Source organism: Streptomyces sp. WZ-12, from assembly GCF_028898845.1.
Taxonomy (GTDB): domain Bacteria; phylum Actinomycetota; class Actinomycetes; order Streptomycetales; family Streptomycetaceae; genus Streptomyces.
Map to the genome: position 1 here is coordinate 7,185,105 of NZ_CP118574.1, position 15,068 is coordinate 7,200,172.

Genomic DNA, 15,068 nt, shown 5'->3' on the forward strand with positions numbered 1-15,068 from the left:
CATGCGCAACGTAATCCTGACCAAGGAAGAACTCGCCGAAGCCATCGAGTACTTCAAGAAGCACGACAGCTTCGTGTTCGACGTGGAAACCGTTGGCGACCACCGAGGAGTCCCCACACAGAATCAGGTGACCTGGATATCCATGGCCACCCACGGAGCAGCGATAGCCATCCCCATGGGGCATCCAAATGGCAACGTACTCCTGTCGAAGGCAACTCGGAAGAAGAACAAAGAGACAGGGAAGTTCGATGCCATCCCCGCCGTCTGGGACGCACCTCCCGCACAGCTGCGCCCCTCACAGGTCTTCGAAGCGCTCCAGCCCTTGATGTTCAGCGAGCGGCGAAAGATCGGACACAATGTGGTCTTCGACCTAGTCAGCGTCGCCAAGTACTACGACAACCACGTCCCAACTCGCCCCTACGGCTGCTCGCTCGTCGCCAGCTGGCTGTTGGACGAGAACAGGCTCAACGGTCTCAAGCCTTTGATCGTGGCAACCTACGGCCACAAGTACGACAACGAGAACGTCGGCAAGAAAGTCGAGATCCACCCCTTCTCGAAGGCAGCCAGATACGCCATCCTCGATGCCAAATACCCATGGTTGCTGTGGAATCGAGCTGTACCGCAGCTCAAGTCCGAGGGCCTATCCAGAGTGATGAGTCTTGAGCTTCAGGTCCTCGAAACCTTGCTGGACATGGCCCGGACAGGTGCACCGCTGGACATGGAGGCCCTGCACCAGCTCGATGGGGATCTGACCAACGAGCTGGAGGACATCACCAGCCGCGTCTATCAGGCAGCAGGCCGTATCTTCAATGTCAACTCGACCAAGCAGAAGTCCGAAGTTCTCTGGGGCGACCAGGCATCCGGGGGCCAGGGCCTCGCACCTGTAAATCTCACGCCGGGCGGCCGGAAGAAGAAGCGCGAACGCGCAAAGCCCACCATCTACGACTACAGCACCGACGCCGAAGCCCTCAAGAAATTCAACGGCAACCCGGTAGTCGACGCCCTCCTGGACTACCAGGAAGTCAACAAGCTGCTCAGCACCTACGTGCACGGCTACCTCGGAGTGGCAAGCGAGGGCAACAAGCCCAGCATCATCTTCAACGGCCGCATCCATCCGAGCTTCCAGCAGTACGGCACCGTCACCGGGCGCTTCAGCTGCGCCAAGCCCAACCTCCAGAATGTGCCAGCACCCAACACGGAGCTGGGCACCAAGGTACGTGGGCTCTTTGTAGCGCCCCAAGGCTACAAGCTGCTCGTGGCCGACTACGGGCAGATCGAACTCCGCGTCATGGCCCACTATTTGGGGCGAGGGGCGTGGTACGAGGGCTTCTTCGCTGGAACCGATGCGCACACCGCCACTGCATCAGCCGTGTACGGCGTCTCGCCGGAGGAAGTCACCAAGGAGCAGCGGAACAACTCGAAGACCCTCGCGTTTGCGACGTTGTACGGGGCGCAGGCCGAAACGGTAGCCAAGTCGATGAAGTCAACCGTCGCGGAGGCAGAAGCGTTCCTGGATGTGCATCGACGGACCATGCCTGAGGTGTACGAGTTTCGGGATTGGCTGATCGCCAGGGCGCGCAAGCAAGAGGTCCCTCACATACGGACGATCCTCGGGCGTAAACGCCGGCTACCGGATCTGGTTCACGGAACGAGTTGGATTCGAGAGAAGGCCGAGAGACAGTGCCTCAATTCGCTGATCCAGGGCAGCGCTGGAGACCTCAACAAGATGGCAGTTGTCCGGATGGGGCACCTGTGCCGACAGAACCCGGACTGGCTCAATCTCTCGCTCACGGTTCACGACGAACTGGTGGTGCACTGCCGCGAGGACAAAATTGAGGAGGGGTCAAAGCTCTTGCAGCAAGCGATGATCGGTGAGGGAATCCAAGGTGTGCTCAGCGTTCCCATCACGGCGGACGTCAAGGTGTGCGATCGATGGAGTGAGGCCAAGTGACCGAACAACCCCTGTCCATCACGGCAGAAGCTCTCCAGACGGAACTGCTCATGGACATGTGCGAGAAGATCGACGACCAACTGGTCCATCAACTTGAGCAGCTGGGTCAAGCCGGGCGCAGCGAAGAAGTGCTCGCGATGGAAGTGCGTGCCTCACGAGCACGCGTTGAGAACGTCGCGCAGCTTATGCCCCTCATCGAGCTTTACAGCCGCCTCATCACCGATGGAATGTTCAGGGCTATGCTCAAACACCCCTCATTTTCCGGCCACAGCAAGGAAGAACAGCAACAGCTGATTGCCGAGTACGGGAACGTTCTCTTCGCCACCAACATCTCGATCCTCGCGAACCTCGTCGACAAGCAGATCGTTCGCTTCGTACCACAGGAGGAAAGGCGATGAGTGGATTCTGGGAGCGCGTTGTCGGCGTACCCGCATCAGCGCCAGCAACCCCCGTCCCGCAGCCTCCTCCAGGGAAACTTGATCAGGGCGAGAGCCAGGCCACCAAGGCCCAATCCGCAAGGAGTGCAGCCCACTGCCCTTCGTGTGGATCAGGCAACTTCATGGCACCCCCCACTGCACCAGAACACCCGAGATGCTTTGAGTGCGGATACCCGAAGCTGCACTCGACCAGTGGGCTCATCGCCTCTTCCTCCGACGGGCCCGCGAAACCCGCACGCGTTCAGTCCCAAAGCAGCCCCAGCATCAACAACATCGTCAACCGCATCGGCTAACTGACCAAGGACATAGCATGAGCAACCTCCTGGATCCCCATGGTGACCTTGCCGACCCGTTCCAGTCATACATCGCTAAGAGCCGCTACTCTCGATTCCGCGACGACCTGGGCCGCCGGGAAACTTGGACCGAAACCGTCGACCGGTATTTCACGTTCATGACCGAGCACCTCAAGACGCAGCACAACTACACCCCCGACAAGGACCTCGCCTACTCGCTACGCCAAGCGGTTCTCGACCACGAAGTGCTGCCCTCGATGCGGGCGTTGATGACGGCCGGTGAGGCGCTAGAGCTTTCTAACATCGCTGGGTACAACTGCGCTTACACTCCGATTGCCGACATCAGGGCGTTCTCGGAAATCCTCTTTATCCTGCTCAACGGCACCGGAGTTGGGTTCTCTGTCGAGCGAAGCTACGTCGACCAGCTCCCGCCTGTCGCACGTTCTCGAATGGACCTGGGAACGGTGCTGTGGGTAGGGGACAGTAAGCAGGGCTGGGCGGAGGCGTTTGCCTCTCTGCTGGACCTGGTGTGGGTTCAAGGACGCATCCCGACCGTCAACTACGATCGCATTCGGCCTGCTGGAGCCCGTTTGAAGACCTTCGGTGGCCGCGCATCAGGGCCCGATCCGTTGCGCGATCTGTTCGAATTCGCTGTGGAGCTGCTAGGTGTCGCTCAGGGCCGAAAGTTGCGCCCGATCGAAGCTCACGATCTGGCGTGCAAGATTGCGCAGGTGGTTGTGGTTGGCGGTGTGCGCCGGTCGGCGATGATCAGCCTGAGCGATCTCGACGATGAGGAGATGGCCAAGGCTAAGTCGGGGGAGTGGTGGGTCAATTACCCCTACCGAGCCCTCGCCAACAACTCGGCTGTCTACCACGACGGCGTCGACCGGGACCAGTTCGACGAGGAGTGGGAGCAGCTCGTCGGCAGCGGCAGCGGCGAGCGCGCGATCTTCCATCGTGATGCCTCGCGACGCCTTGCTGCCAAGTGGGGTCGCCGGGATCCGAGCATTGCCTACGGCACCAATCCGTGCAGCGAGATTGTGTTGCGCCCGTATTCCTTCTGCAACCTGAGTACGGTCGTTGTCCGGCCGGACGACACCCTCGGGTCGCTTTGTCGCAAGGTGTCGCTCGCCACCGTTTTGGGCACCTGGCAGTCCACGCTGTCTGACTTCCCATTTCTCCGGGAGGAGTGGAAGAAGAACGCCCGGGAAGAACGGCTGTTGGGTGTGTCAATGACCGGAATTTTCGGGAACGACCGACTCAACGATGCCATAGGTAGCGGGAGGTGCATGGACACAGTCTGCGAGCAGGGAGGAACAACTGATCTCGATGTGCTGCGTGAAGTCGCACGTAGCGTGAACCACGGCGTGGCGCGAAGCCTCGGCATCAACGAGTCCGCCGCGATCACTTGTGTGAAGCCTGAGGGGACCACTTCCCAACTCGCTGGAGTCTCTAGTGGTCTTCACCCGTGGCACAGCAAGCACTACATCCGAACGATCCGCAGTGACATCAAGGACCCGGTCACTCAGCTCCTCCAGCAGGCCGGGGTTCCTGCCGAGACGGACGTGATGAACGACCAGAACACGGTGTTCGCCTTCCCTGTAAAGGCTCCACAGGGTGCGGTAACCCGTGAGGATCTCTCCGCTGTTGACCATCTGGAGCTGTGGTTGACCTGGCAGCGCCACTGGTGTGAGCACAAGCCCTCGGTCACGATCTCTGTTCGGCCGCAGGAGTGGGCAGCAGTCAAGGAATGGGTTTGGGAGCATATCGATGAGCTGAGCGGGGTTTCATTCCTCCCATACACGGAGCACACCTATCAACAGGCTCCTTACCAGGAATGCACCGAGGCAACTTACCTTGCTGCTAAGGAAGGAATGCCCACCGTCCTGTGGTCAGACTTGGTGTTCTACGAAGCGGCCGATCAGACCACGGGCTCGCAGGAACTGGCGTGCAGCGCGGGGGGATGCGACGTGTATTAGGAGTCCATGAGATGAGCGAGACCGGTCAGAGACTGGCGGAAGCACTTGAAGCCGTGGCAGTTGGCTGTGAGGAGCGCGCGGAGCATCTTCACTCCACGTACGCGCTCGGAGACGAGACTGCTGCTGCTCGCTGGCTATCGGAACTCGCAGAGATACTCAGAGGCGTGGCGTCGGATCAGGTTTCCTGACCCATTGGCCCCGGAGGTTGTGCACCTCCGGGGCCTTTTGCTGTCTGACCCGCAGAGGGATTCTTTACCCTTCCGTGACGCAGGGGATTAACTCCTGCCTGAGACATCGACCCACGTCTCTTCGTAGAGTCTTCAGCAGTTGATCAACGCGACATCTGCTGGACTTAAAGACGGGGAGGATTCGTGGCACTGAGCGAAGACGCCATTGCGCTCATGAACAAGATCAACAAGCAATTCGGGCCCGGCTCCGTCATGGTGGCCAGCGACATCCGATCCGCTGGTCAACTCCCCAGCAGTATTACCTCACTTGACCTCATCCTCGGCGGCGGATTCCCCCGCAATCAGTGGTCCGAGGTGATCGGCATGGAAGGCTCTGGAAAGACAACCGTCTGCCATAAGACGGTCGCCCACAACCAAAACCAGAGCCCAGACTTCACCACCCTCTGGATAGCAGCGGAGGCATACGACGTCGAACAGGCAGCGATGCTCGGCGTAGACGTAGACCGCGTCATCGTCCACGCAACGAACCGCATGGAAGAGGCGTTCCAGGTCGCCATCGACGCGGCCGAAGCCCGAACCGTCGACCTCATCATCCTGGACAGCTATCCGGCGCTCGTTCCGGACGGCGAAGCCGAAAAGGACATGGACGAAGCCAGCATGACGCTCGGCGCCCGCCTCTTCGGAAAATTCTTCCGCAAGATTGGCAAGGAAACCGGTCGCTCCATGGCGGCCAACGACCGGCCGGTCACTGGAATCATTATCAATCAGTGGCGTGAGAAGGTCGGTGGTTTCTCCCCGGCCGGGACTCCCAAGACGACGCCGGGCGGCCTGGCCAAGAACTTCGCCTACTACTGTCGTCTGGAAGTCGCACGAGCTGAATGGCTCGACGAGGCGCGCCCCGGTAAGGGCAAGGCCCGCGTCGGACAGGTCATGAAGTTCAAGACCCTCAAGAACAAGCAGATCGCTGGACAGAAGTCCTCCCAGTCCGACTACTACTTTGAAGACGCTCCGAACTTGGGTTTTCGTGCCGGCGAGTTCGACGCCTTCAAGGACGTCTTCCTCTGGGCAATCCACTACGACGTCATCGAACGCCGAGGCGCCTACTACAACTTCGGAGAAACACGCTGGAAGGGCAAGGACGAGGCTCTAGCCGCCATCCGTGAGGACGTAGACCTCATGCACAGCCTGACTGAGGAAGTCATGAGAGCCGCCGACCCTCGACAGCACCAGGAGGCAGCATGAGCATCGAGATCTACCTTTGGATTCTGATTGGGTCTCTGCTCGCAAACGCCATTGCCTCAACCGTGTGCGCAATCACCGGACGCGCAGACCTGCTCCACCTGGACGAGAGATTCGACGAGCTCGAAGCCCTCCTGACTAAGGAGGACCAGAAGTGACCCTCTCCAACCTCAAGCGCTCTCAGCGCCAGGAGAAGCGCATCGCTGAGCGGTACCACGGCACCGTCAACTCCGGGAGTGGTAACGGCTGGGTGCACAAGAACGACGTACGCACTGCGCGCTTCTCCTTCGAAGCCAAGACCACCACGAAGCAGTCGTACAGCATCAAGTACGCCGACCTGATCAAGGCAGAGAAGCACGCCCTGGTGTCCGGACGAGAGATGGTCTTCGTCATCGAACTCGGCGGCCGTAACTGGTACCTGATGTCCGAGCACGCCTTCGACTCCCTCATAGAGGAGTAATGGCGCTCTACTCCCGGAAGAAGGCACCTGACTGGAGCGCCAATGAAGACCCCGCTCTCGAAGCCAAGTGCCGGCAGTTCCCCACCCCACACAGCCTGACGTCCGACCCGTGGTTTGACGACCCGGACGAGGCACGAGCCGTATGCAACGGCGATGTTGACGGAATCATCTGTCCGATGCGCCAGCAGTGCCTCGTACAAGCCATGGTCAACTGCGAACGGCACGGTGTCTGGGCCGGCCTCAGCGAAGAGCAACTCGCCTGGATGCGCAAGAGGTACCGGCGCAAGCCCGAGATGTGGCTCGTCGACAACGCCCCAACTCACCAGGAGGCACTTACCGATGCCGCTGCCTGTGAAGGCTCCCAAGACTCGACGCAAGAAGCAGCTGGCCCCAGCCAGCCTGAATGACCTCTTCGCGTCACGTAGCAAGGACACGTTCCTCTCCGAGGCCCGCGCACACGTCGTAGCCAAGCACCATGCCGATGATTCGCGGCGCCAGGACATCATCCACCCCTCGGAGATGGCCAAGGCGGACTGGTGTCCTCGCGCCACATACCTACGAATCGAAACCGGAATCCACCACAAGAAGACTTTCGGCTTCCAGAGCCTGAACGTCTTCGACACCGGCCATGAGGCCCATCGCAAATGGCAACACCGAGCGTGGGACATCGGGTGGCTGGAAGGAAACTTCAGGTGCCTGAACTGCGCTCAACTCTGGTGGGCCACCAGCCCTGATACCTGCGACCGATGCTCCAGCAAGGCACTCGAATACGCCGAGGTCCCCGTCAAGAACATCGCCGACTACCAGATCGCCGGACACTCCGACGGACTCCTCAAACCCATCCGCAAGCTGCTCGAAATCAAGACGGTAGGGGAGGGCACCTACCGGTTCGAGCACCCCAAGCTGCTCGCCAAGCACACCGTCCAGCTGCCAGACGGCTCCGAACTCGTCAATCTCAAGGCCGTATGGGCGGACACCCGCACCCCCTTCCCGTCCCACATTCGTCAAGGCCAGATCTACATGTGGCTCGCCCAGCAAGCCGGGATCGACATCGACGGCATGGAGTTCATCTACGAGTCCAAGTTCAACCAGGACGTGAAGAGCTTCACCGTCAAGGCCAACGCTGATCTCATCGCCGACCGTATCGAGATGGCCAAGGACATCAAGCAACGCCTCGGCAGCAACAATCCGCCTGCCTGCCCCAAGGGTGGCTGTGCCGACTGCAACGCGTATGAGGAGACCCGTGACGCCCCCTCTGGACGAGGAAGTACGGACGCTGGCTCAAAGCACGACGAGGAAGCTCCGGCGGAAGGGACTGAAACCTCCTCTGCGACCGGAGGCGGAACCCCCCGAACTGCCAGCCGTGCTGACCGAACTCACCGACGACAGCCTGATGAGTCTCTTCGTTCAGCTGACGAACTGGTCCGAGTTCGCCGGAACACGGCTGGCGTGTGCAGCAGTCGACGAGCGCGAAGCTGAGACCAGCCTCGACAGACAAAAGGCTCTTGCCGCAGTAAGAGCCAGGGGAGAAAAGAGCGTTACGGCGCAGAAGGCCGCAGCCGCAGCTGACGAATCCGTCCTCGCCGCCACCGACACCTACAACACTGCCTACGCCACTCGCAAGATCCTTGAATCGCTCTACAACGGGCTCAATGCCAAAGCGGCTGTCGTATCACGAGAGCTAACTCGCAGAGTCGGCCGAGGAGATCGAGAGAACCGTGCACAGCGATGGACAGCCTGAAAGGAGCTCCCTGTGGAGCCGCGACCCGGCCAGATGTACCTCGATACGCGCAGCAACGGGAATCGGATAGCCGTTGTGAAGCACCTCGACGAGGACCTCGTACACGCCTACAGCTACAACCTCGCAGCCTCTACTCGACGCGGATTCCGACTGCGACTGTCCACCCTTACGCGGCATTACCGAAAGATGAGCAACTAATGAACGACCGCGCGGAAGCCGGCAACTCCTCCTGTACCACGTGTGACTCCTGTCTCTACGAGATCGGTGAAGACGAAGCCCGCACGTACTGCGACGGGGAAACCTACTGCCTCGCCTGCAACCCGGTTGCCCTGGCCTAAGGAGCCACTCACTATGACCTCGCTTGCCATCGGACAGCTCTGGACCTGCAAGGACCTGCGCCGAGCTGGACGCACCCTACGCGTCGCGGCTTTCGACGATGAGAACGTACACGCAGTTGTGGTCACCAATCGCCAGGACGTCCAGGCGCTCGTTGATGCCGGCCGCACTGACCTCGACCGGCGCGGCCAGCACACCACCATCTTGCGGCGCCGCTTCGCCGCCGATTGCTACCGACTCGTTGCCCACGCGCCTCAGAACACTCCCGGCGACACCGTGGTCCGGTTGCCCCAGACATGTACGGACTACGGCACCCACAAGTGGCTCCCCATCCAGATACTCGGGGTACAAGGGCGGCCATCGATCGTCCGACTGGTCTGTACGAAATGCTACGGCCACACCCAGCGGGTATCGCCCTACCTGGCCAACGCAGCCGTCGTCTCCGGCGACTTCGCCGCATGAGCAGTGCCAACTACCCCTACGTGGGCATCGACCAGTCATACTCCGGATTCGCCCTCGTGATCTACTGCCACCCCAGCGAGATCTACGTGCCCAAGTCCCGTAAATGGGAGGCGAAACGATACACCTCCCAATCAGACAGACTGGCCCACATTTACCAGGACCTCCAACTCCTCCTGTCCGAGGTCTACTGCGCACACGGAGGCATATCCCTCATCGCGATGGAGGGCTACGCCCACGGGGCGAAGTTCCAACGCGAAGCCCTAGGAGAGCTTGGCGGCATTGTCAAACTGACCATATCTGAGATCGCTGGCCAACGACCCTGGCGCCACCCGCTGATTATCTCGCCACCCACCCTCAAGAAGTTCACCACAGGAAAGGGAACAGCCACCAAGCAGGAGATGATGGACGCCGTACGCAAGCGCTGGGGCGCATCCGTCTACGACGACAACCTTGCTGACGCCTACGCCCTAGCCCGAGCCGCCGCCGTCTGGCATACAGGCCAGGGAACCGAAGAACAGCTCAACGCCTTGCAGCACATGAAGCCACAGTCCACCAATGGCCCGCTCGGCAAGACCGCTTAACGAAGAGACAGAGTCCTCCCGCTGGCCAGCGGGAGGACTCTTCTATTACCACTAAGTCCAAGCCGCCTCCTACCCTCGGAAATGTCCTTGATAGACATACCCACAGAAGCGGTCAAGATGAAAAACCATGAGCCCGAAGAGCTCACCCTCCTGGTGAAGTCCTCCACATCAGCCACGAGCCTCGGCTCCATGCTGGCACGCTGCATCTACGAAGGAAAGCGCGTAACCCTCAGAGCAATTGGGGCCTCCGCCGTCAACCAAGCAGCGAAGGCAGTTCCCATCGCTCAAGGACACGCAGCCCCCAAGGGACACCACCTTGCAGTGAGCATTTCCTTCTTCGACAGCGACATCCAAGGACAGAAGAAGACCGGACTCCAGTTCCGCATCACCGACATCGCCCGGTGAACCACCAGTCACACACCAAGAAGCGGCACAACCCCATCCAGGAGCGACCGCGTCCACGGCCAGGAGGCCACATGAGTGAGCACATCATCTCGTCCGGGCAGTTCCCGACCGTGGGCAAGTCCATGGCCCACTCCCACACGACCTTCGTCCAGCCCCAGGCAGGCATTCGAGTCCCCCGAACCGGCAATGCGAAGGGTGGCTCCCCCTACCCCGAGCACGCCGCCGGCCATCGCACTCCCAAGATCGATCGCAACGGCATCGGAGGCATCAAGGTGTACCGAGCTGTGCGCAATACCCCCGTGGCCGAGGAGACCGCCCGGGGTGTCCACACCATCCCGTCGAAGTTCCGATTCGACACCTCTGGGCGGTGAGATGCTTCCCCTTCTCCTCGGCGCCGCCACGCGTATTGCTGCGCCCGCCATCGGACGTGCCGCAGCTGGCCGAGCAGCTGGAGCAGCTGCCAGTGGAACTGCCGCGCGACTCCTCCAGCCAGCCCAATTCACCTCGGGGATGGTCATGGGCGCCAACACCGCAGGGAACTCCAACGCGAGCACTGGCGGCCCCCAGTCAGCACTTGGCGGCGACGACTCCAACCCCGTGTACAACCGCTGACGAGGAGCCACATGCTCAACACGACGTCATACAGAGCCGGCCTGCTCAACCACACGCAATTCGGAAAGATCACAACCGAAGTCGGCAACATCGTGAACGGCGATGCACAGCCAATGGGTCGAACATCCCCGGCAGGCAACATCATTGGCGGAGTCCTCGGTAGCCAACCTGGCCAAGCCACAACCCCCCAGCCCACAGCCTCAGCAACTACCGGCCCCACACAGAGAACCCATGGCGGCCAGACGACCTACACCGGTAGCAACCCAGTCACCAACGCCCAAGCCCGACAGGGCGGCCGACCGTGACCGACATCCTGTACTCAACGCCCTACCAACTTCCCAGCAGCGGCACCCCCGTTTACGGCGGAGGCGGCAGCACCAGCATCACCGGAGCCAGAGACATCGCCATCGCCCGCTCCGGCATGAAGACAGGCCGTCTCCCAGAAGCCGAATACCCCGACGGCTACATCCAAGCGAGCAACACCCGCCGCGCGGACCGCCTCAGCAACGAGTCAGTACGCACCGTCGAGCGAAACAACACCAGGCCCTACCAGCGCGGTGTGCACAAAGGAAGCCGCCTGGTGCCAAGCGACTACCAGTGGCCTGCGGATTTCAATCCGACGACCGGCATCAAGTACCAACAGCAGGGCCGCCGTTGGACGGCACAAGGCAATCCCGAGGGGCAGCCGCTGCACAACCCGGCCAAGCCCACCGCCCCGGCAGATACCGAGGATATCGACCCTCTCAGGCACCAGGCGTTGCGAAAGCTGCTGCCCTCATGGAAGTGACGTCGTGACATACACCCCCCGCCCCTGGGAAGCGCTGCGCGAGCACCAGCTGAGCGACCTGCTCAACGCCTACACCACCACCCTGTCGCCCGGACCGTGGGCCGCCCCGCGCCCTAGCCGCATGCCCTCCAAGGCAAGCCCCACGATCGACGACGCATTCAACCCCGACGCGGCCTATCCCCTCGCCGAGAAGGAGTCACGCCATGGCTGATAAGCCCATGTCGATGTTTGACCGGCGCAGATCCGGCCGGGGCGACAACGTGAAGTGGACCGTCTCTGACGATCTCGCTCTCCTGGCCAGAGGCCGACTGGACACCGTCTTCAACGACCGCTCGAAGTCCAAGCTCGGCAACCAGAAGCGCACCACGCCGACCCCCCGGATGCCGAAGACGGAGAAGTAGATGACTTACATCCCACGCGGCCCGCTGGTGGACGAACTCAACTACGGGCTGACGGACGGCACTGTGCGCAAGACCAACCCCCATCGAGGCGGCTACGTCGAAGACACCACGTCTCAGTCACGCGCCTCTCTCGACTACACGCACTTCGGCTCCCCCGGTATCTCCGACACCGCCGCCACCGCCCTGTACAGCCCCGACAAGCCCCCACCCTGACATTGAGGAAACGCGCACATGAGCACACGTTGGATACCCGAGGCCGAGGACCTGGGAAACGGCCGTATCGGCGGCGACATGGACTCGCCTGGGCGGCCTGCCCGAGTGGTCTGGCACTCCACTGAGAGCGGCGACGGCGACCAGGCATTCGACAACGTTGCCTCCTGGCTCATCCAAAGCCAGGCACAGCCCCACTTCCTCTACGACCCGAGCACCGACCGGCTCGGTCAGTTCGGAGCGATGGACTTCTCGGCCCGAGCCCTGCGCAACGACGGCTCGACCCGGACGAACCGCACCGGCTCCGCCTGCATTCAGATCGAGGTCCTCGCCCGAGCCGCCAGCCCCTTCACCGACTACTGGAAGCCGGGCCCGAACTTCCAGGCACTGCTGAAGGCAATCAGATCCTGGGGAATCCCAGACGAGTTTCCGATGGGCGATCCACCGTCGTACCCCGGCGGCTCCCGACGCGACCGGGGCATCTGGCTCAGCGAGGGCGGCCACTACTGCCACTCGAATGTCCCAGGCAACGACCACGGAGACCCAGGGGCCATTGATCCGGTTGCGCTCTTCAAGGCAGCCCCAGGCAGTGGCCAGCCCAGCAAGCCCAAGCCGCCGCCAGACAACCTGGGCCACTACCAGGTCACCATCGACGGCGTGACATACGGTTCTGGCGCGTACGGCAGCCACGTCACCCGCGTCGGCCAGGCCCTGGTCGCCAAGGGATTCGGCGGCTCCTATGCCGAAGGGCCTGGCCCGCGCTGGACCGACGCCGATACCAAGGCGTACGCCGCCTACCAGAAGAGCCTGGGCTTCACCGGCAAGGACGCAGACGGCATCCCCGGACCGAAGACCCTGCGGGCACTCATCGGCTCGACCAACACGTCCTTTCCGGGCCGCGACGCAGTCAGGTACGGCTCCAGCGGCCCCCAGGTCCTCGCCGTGGACCAGGCCCTGACCCGCCACGGATACGGCCGGTACCTCACCCACGGGGCCTCCGACTATTACGGCAACACCACCAGAGCCGCCGTCCGCGCATTTCAGCTCGCCCAGGGCTGGAGCGGCAGCGACGCCGACGGCAACGTCGGCCCGGCCACCTGGCGGAGGCTGATGCAGTGACCGAATGGACCGCGCTCGCGGCAGTGCTCAGCGCCGGTCTCGGGTCTCTCATCACCAGCATCTTTCAGGGAATGCGCATGCGCCGCGACGGCTACAACCAAACCCGGCGCGAACACATCGAAGACATCGCGCAGTGGCGCGAAGACCTGGCCCGGCAAACACGCGAGCTAGAAGCCCTCCTCAACTACTGGAGGGGTGTTGCAGCCGGATACGAGTACCAGCTCCGCGCTGCCGGCATCGAGCCAGTGAAGCCCCCCGAACCCCCCGCCTCCCTGCTCTATCGCCGTAACACTGAAGGAGATTGACAATGCGTCAGTACATCAAGGACAACCCCATCCTGACCCGCACGCTCGTGGTCGGCATCCTCACCGCGTTGGTCCACTTCGTTCCAGCACTGGCTGGTGTCGAGACCAATGAAGCAATCATCGGTGGCCTCAACACACTCCTTGTGCTGATCATCGGTCTCGAATCCCGCACCCGAGTTACGGCCAACCACAAGGTGAACGCCACTCTGCCGAACGCCACTTCCTCCAGCTCCGCAGACAACTCGGATCACCGCTGACGCCCCACAGCCCCCAGCAACCACCCCAGCTGGGGGCTGTGCCGTGCTCGCACCACCACACACACCCACACCAAGGACCAGCATGTCCCGAAAGCTCGCCGCCGCACTCTTGCCCGCGATCACCGCAACCGCGCTGGCCGTCTCCACCGGACAGGCATCCGCCCGATCAGACCCCAGTGACGCCCCCGCAGCTCCTCCAACTCAGGCTCCCGAGAAGTCCTCCCCGAGCACCTACACAGTCCGCGCAGGAGACACCCTGAGCCTCATTGCCGAACGCCACCTCGGCGACAGTCGCCGATGGCCACACCTGTACGAGATCAACAAGGACACCATCGGCCCCAACCCGGATGTCATTCAGCCAGGCCAACGCCTTACGCTCCCGACCAGCCATCGCAAGCCCTACACGGGCGAAGCCGAGCGAAAGACCACCACTCCCCGTCACGCCAAACCGAAGGCCACAGCCACAGACGCTCGAAATGGCATGTGGGATCGACTCGCCCAGTGCGAGTCCTCAGGGAATTGGTCCATCAACACCGGCAACGGCTACCACGGGGGACTCCAATTCGCCCTGAGCACCTGGCGAGAGCACGGCGGCAAGGGCATGCCGAACGAAGCATCCCGCGAGGAGCAAATACGCATCGCTGAAAAGGTACTGGCAGACCAAGGACCCGGCGCATGGCCCATCTGCTCGTACGAAGCCGGAATGCGATAACACCCCACCCGCCTGTTAACAGACCAGTCGGCTCGCCCCATAGCGTGAGCGGCGAGCCGACATCCAACCAAAGGGGAAGGTCTGTGATAGACGAGAACATCCGGCTGCTGCTGTGCCACAACTGCCACACCATAGAAGAACTACCCGACTACGACGGAAACCCCGACGAGGACCACTTGCTTGGCAATCTAGTCAACAGGCACGCGTACCCCGATGGGACAAAGCATCGAGGACACTTGATGAAGGTGCCGAAGAAGTACTGGGAGAAGACGCACTACAAGGACGAGATCGTCAAGAAGATCAACGATACCGTCGCTAAGGGGGGAAGCGACGGGCTCGGCACTGAGTACTACAACACACGTGACGCCTTCGGAACTGACGCCTTGCAGTGCTTCAAGCGCCACCACCGCAACCTCGACTGCTCCGACTGGAAGAGCGACAAGGTGCGCCTGACCCCCGGAACCGTCAAGGAGCGCAAGGCCGCCGGCCTGCCCAAGTACCGCTCGCCAAAGGACCGTTACCTCTGCGACTTCTGCCCTGTGGCCAACGCCGTACGGCAGAAGCACTTCGACAAGACCGCACCGAAGGACTGA

22 protein-coding genes are annotated in these 15,068 nt (G+C 61.8%); all 22 read left to right on the forward strand.

Annotated elements, in window-relative coordinates; genetic code table 11:
- Position 1: 1 nt before the first annotated feature.
- The 22 genes from PV796_RS31270 (at position 2) to PV796_RS31380 (ending at position 15,068) form a co-directional block, all read left to right on the forward strand.
- On the forward strand, positions 2–1,951 hold the full coding sequence (locus PV796_RS31270; RefSeq protein ID WP_274916928.1) for a DNA polymerase: 1,950 nt from the start codon (positions 2–4) through the stop codon (positions 1,949–1,951).
- A complete protein-coding gene (locus PV796_RS31275) occupies positions 1,948–2,349 on the forward strand; it encodes a hypothetical protein (protein ID WP_274916929.1) in 402 nt (133 codons plus the stop codon). The genes PV796_RS31270 and PV796_RS31275 overlap by 4 nt, the downstream gene beginning before the upstream one ends.
- A 349-nt stretch (positions 2,350–2,698) precedes the next feature.
- Positions 2,699–4,660, forward strand: a complete 1,962-nt coding sequence (locus PV796_RS31280; protein WP_274916930.1) for a hypothetical protein — start codon at positions 2,699–2,701, stop codon at positions 4,658–4,660.
- Between the two features lie 11 nt (positions 4,661–4,671).
- Positions 4,672–4,848 carry a hypothetical protein gene (locus tag PV796_RS31285; RefSeq protein ID WP_274916931.1) on the forward strand — a complete coding sequence of 59 codons (177 nt, stop codon included), beginning with the start codon at positions 4,672–4,674 and terminating at the stop codon, positions 4,846–4,848.
- Positions 4,849–5,031: 183 nt separating this feature from the next.
- A complete protein-coding gene (locus PV796_RS31290; RefSeq protein ID WP_274916932.1) occupies positions 5,032–6,090 on the forward strand; it encodes an ATPase domain-containing protein in 1,059 nt (352 codons plus the stop codon).
- Positions 6,087–6,245, forward strand: coding sequence for a hypothetical protein (locus PV796_RS31295; RefSeq protein WP_274916933.1), 159 nt, complete (start codon positions 6,087–6,089; stop codon positions 6,243–6,245). The genes PV796_RS31290 and PV796_RS31295 overlap by 4 nt, the downstream gene beginning before the upstream one ends.
- Positions 6,242–6,547: a hypothetical protein gene (locus PV796_RS31300; protein ID WP_274916935.1), complete on the forward strand. Its 306-nt coding sequence runs from the start codon at positions 6,242–6,244 to the stop codon at positions 6,545–6,547. The genes PV796_RS31295 and PV796_RS31300 overlap by 4 nt, the downstream gene beginning before the upstream one ends.
- Positions 6,547–6,954 (forward strand): WhiB family transcriptional regulator, encoded by a 408-nt coding sequence (locus PV796_RS31305; RefSeq protein ID WP_274916937.1) that lies wholly within the window; start codon positions 6,547–6,549, stop codon positions 6,952–6,954. Before PV796_RS31300 ends, PV796_RS31305 begins: the two co-directional genes overlap by 1 nt.
- Positions 6,887–8,026, forward strand: a complete 1,140-nt coding sequence (locus PV796_RS31310) for a hypothetical protein (protein WP_274916939.1) — start codon at positions 6,887–6,889, stop codon at positions 8,024–8,026. Before PV796_RS31305 ends, PV796_RS31310 begins: the two co-directional genes overlap by 68 nt.
- Before the next feature lie 613 nt (positions 8,027–8,639).
- Positions 8,640–9,086 carry a hypothetical protein gene (locus tag PV796_RS31315; protein WP_274916940.1) on the forward strand — a complete coding sequence of 149 codons (447 nt, stop codon included), beginning with the start codon at positions 8,640–8,642 and terminating at the stop codon, positions 9,084–9,086.
- Complete coding sequence (locus tag PV796_RS31320) at positions 9,083–9,667, forward strand: hypothetical protein (protein ID WP_274916941.1); 585 nt, start codon at positions 9,083–9,085, stop codon at positions 9,665–9,667. Before PV796_RS31315 ends, PV796_RS31320 begins: the two co-directional genes overlap by 4 nt.
- Positions 9,668–9,748: 81 nt before the next feature.
- Positions 9,749–10,072: a stage V sporulation protein S gene (locus PV796_RS31325; protein ID WP_274916942.1), complete on the forward strand. Its 324-nt coding sequence runs from the start codon at positions 9,749–9,751 to the stop codon at positions 10,070–10,072.
- Between the two features lie 71 nt (positions 10,073–10,143).
- Positions 10,144–10,443 carry a hypothetical protein gene (locus PV796_RS31330; protein ID WP_274916944.1) on the forward strand — a complete coding sequence of 100 codons (300 nt, stop codon included), beginning with the start codon at positions 10,144–10,146 and terminating at the stop codon, positions 10,441–10,443.
- Between the two features lie 542 nt (positions 10,444–10,985).
- Complete coding sequence (locus tag PV796_RS31335; protein ID WP_274916945.1) at positions 10,986–11,471, forward strand: hypothetical protein; 486 nt, start codon at positions 10,986–10,988, stop codon at positions 11,469–11,471.
- 4 nt (positions 11,472–11,475) lie between these two features.
- Positions 11,476–11,682, forward strand: coding sequence for a hypothetical protein (locus PV796_RS31340; RefSeq protein WP_274916946.1), 207 nt, complete (start codon positions 11,476–11,478; stop codon positions 11,680–11,682).
- The gene (locus PV796_RS31345) at positions 11,675–11,872 is read left to right on the forward strand and encodes a hypothetical protein (RefSeq protein WP_274916947.1); all 198 of its coding nucleotides are present in this window, start codon (positions 11,675–11,677) and stop codon (positions 11,870–11,872) included. Before PV796_RS31340 ends, PV796_RS31345 begins: the two co-directional genes overlap by 8 nt.
- A complete protein-coding gene (locus PV796_RS31350; protein ID WP_274916948.1) occupies positions 11,873–12,085 on the forward strand; it encodes a hypothetical protein in 213 nt (70 codons plus the stop codon).
- 18 nt (positions 12,086–12,103) lie between these two features.
- Positions 12,104–13,201, forward strand: a complete 1,098-nt coding sequence (locus tag PV796_RS31355; RefSeq protein WP_274916949.1) for a peptidoglycan-binding protein — start codon at positions 12,104–12,106, stop codon at positions 13,199–13,201.
- Positions 13,198–13,506 (forward strand): hypothetical protein, encoded by a 309-nt coding sequence (locus PV796_RS31360; protein WP_274916951.1) that lies wholly within the window; start codon positions 13,198–13,200, stop codon positions 13,504–13,506. Before PV796_RS31355 ends, PV796_RS31360 begins: the two co-directional genes overlap by 4 nt.
- Before the next feature lie 2 nt (positions 13,507–13,508).
- On the forward strand, positions 13,509–13,763 hold the full coding sequence (locus tag PV796_RS31365) for a hypothetical protein (RefSeq protein ID WP_274916952.1): 255 nt from the start codon (positions 13,509–13,511) through the stop codon (positions 13,761–13,763).
- A gap of 82 nt (positions 13,764–13,845) precedes the next feature.
- Positions 13,846–14,475: a transglycosylase family protein gene (locus PV796_RS42450; RefSeq protein WP_446750639.1), complete on the forward strand. Its 630-nt coding sequence runs from the start codon at positions 13,846–13,848 to the stop codon at positions 14,473–14,475.
- Positions 14,476–14,558: 83 nt separating this feature from the next.
- The gene (locus PV796_RS31380) at positions 14,559–15,068 is read left to right on the forward strand and encodes a hypothetical protein (protein WP_274916953.1); all 510 of its coding nucleotides are present in this window, start codon (positions 14,559–14,561) and stop codon (positions 15,066–15,068) included.

Bases quoted from the DNA above. Each gene is read 5' to 3' on its own strand.
- PV796_RS31270 (WP_274916928.1), top strand. From the start codon at position 2: ATGCGCAACGTAATCCTGACCAAGGAAGAACTCGCCGAAGCCATCGAG.
- PV796_RS31280 (WP_274916930.1), top strand. From the start codon at position 2,699: ATGAGCAACCTCCTGGATCCCCATGGTGACCTTGCCGACCCGTTCCAG.
- PV796_RS31285 (WP_274916931.1), top strand. From the start codon at position 4,672: ATGAGCGAGACCGGTCAGAGACTGGCGGAAGCACTTGAAGCCGTGGCA.
- PV796_RS31295 (WP_274916933.1), top strand. From the start codon at position 6,087: ATGAGCATCGAGATCTACCTTTGGATTCTGATTGGGTCTCTGCTCGCA.
- PV796_RS31305 (WP_274916937.1), top strand. From the start codon at position 6,547: ATGGCGCTCTACTCCCGGAAGAAGGCACCTGACTGGAGCGCCAATGAA.
- PV796_RS31310 (WP_274916939.1), top strand. From the start codon at position 6,887: ATGCCGCTGCCTGTGAAGGCTCCCAAGACTCGACGCAAGAAGCAGCTG.
- PV796_RS31315 (WP_274916940.1), top strand. From the start codon at position 8,640: ATGACCTCGCTTGCCATCGGACAGCTCTGGACCTGCAAGGACCTGCGC.
- PV796_RS31320 (WP_274916941.1), top strand. From the start codon at position 9,083: ATGAGCAGTGCCAACTACCCCTACGTGGGCATCGACCAGTCATACTCC.
- PV796_RS31325 (WP_274916942.1), top strand. From the start codon at position 9,749: ATGTCCTTGATAGACATACCCACAGAAGCGGTCAAGATGAAAAACCAT.
- PV796_RS31330 (WP_274916944.1), top strand. From the start codon at position 10,144: ATGAGTGAGCACATCATCTCGTCCGGGCAGTTCCCGACCGTGGGCAAG.
- PV796_RS31345 (WP_274916947.1), top strand. From the start codon at position 11,675: ATGGCTGATAAGCCCATGTCGATGTTTGACCGGCGCAGATCCGGCCGG.
- PV796_RS31350 (WP_274916948.1), top strand. From the start codon at position 11,873: ATGACTTACATCCCACGCGGCCCGCTGGTGGACGAACTCAACTACGGG.
- PV796_RS31355 (WP_274916949.1), top strand. From the start codon at position 12,104: ATGAGCACACGTTGGATACCCGAGGCCGAGGACCTGGGAAACGGCCGT.
- PV796_RS31365 (WP_274916952.1), top strand. From the start codon at position 13,509: ATGCGTCAGTACATCAAGGACAACCCCATCCTGACCCGCACGCTCGTG.
- PV796_RS42450 (WP_446750639.1), top strand. From the start codon at position 13,846: ATGTCCCGAAAGCTCGCCGCCGCACTCTTGCCCGCGATCACCGCAACC.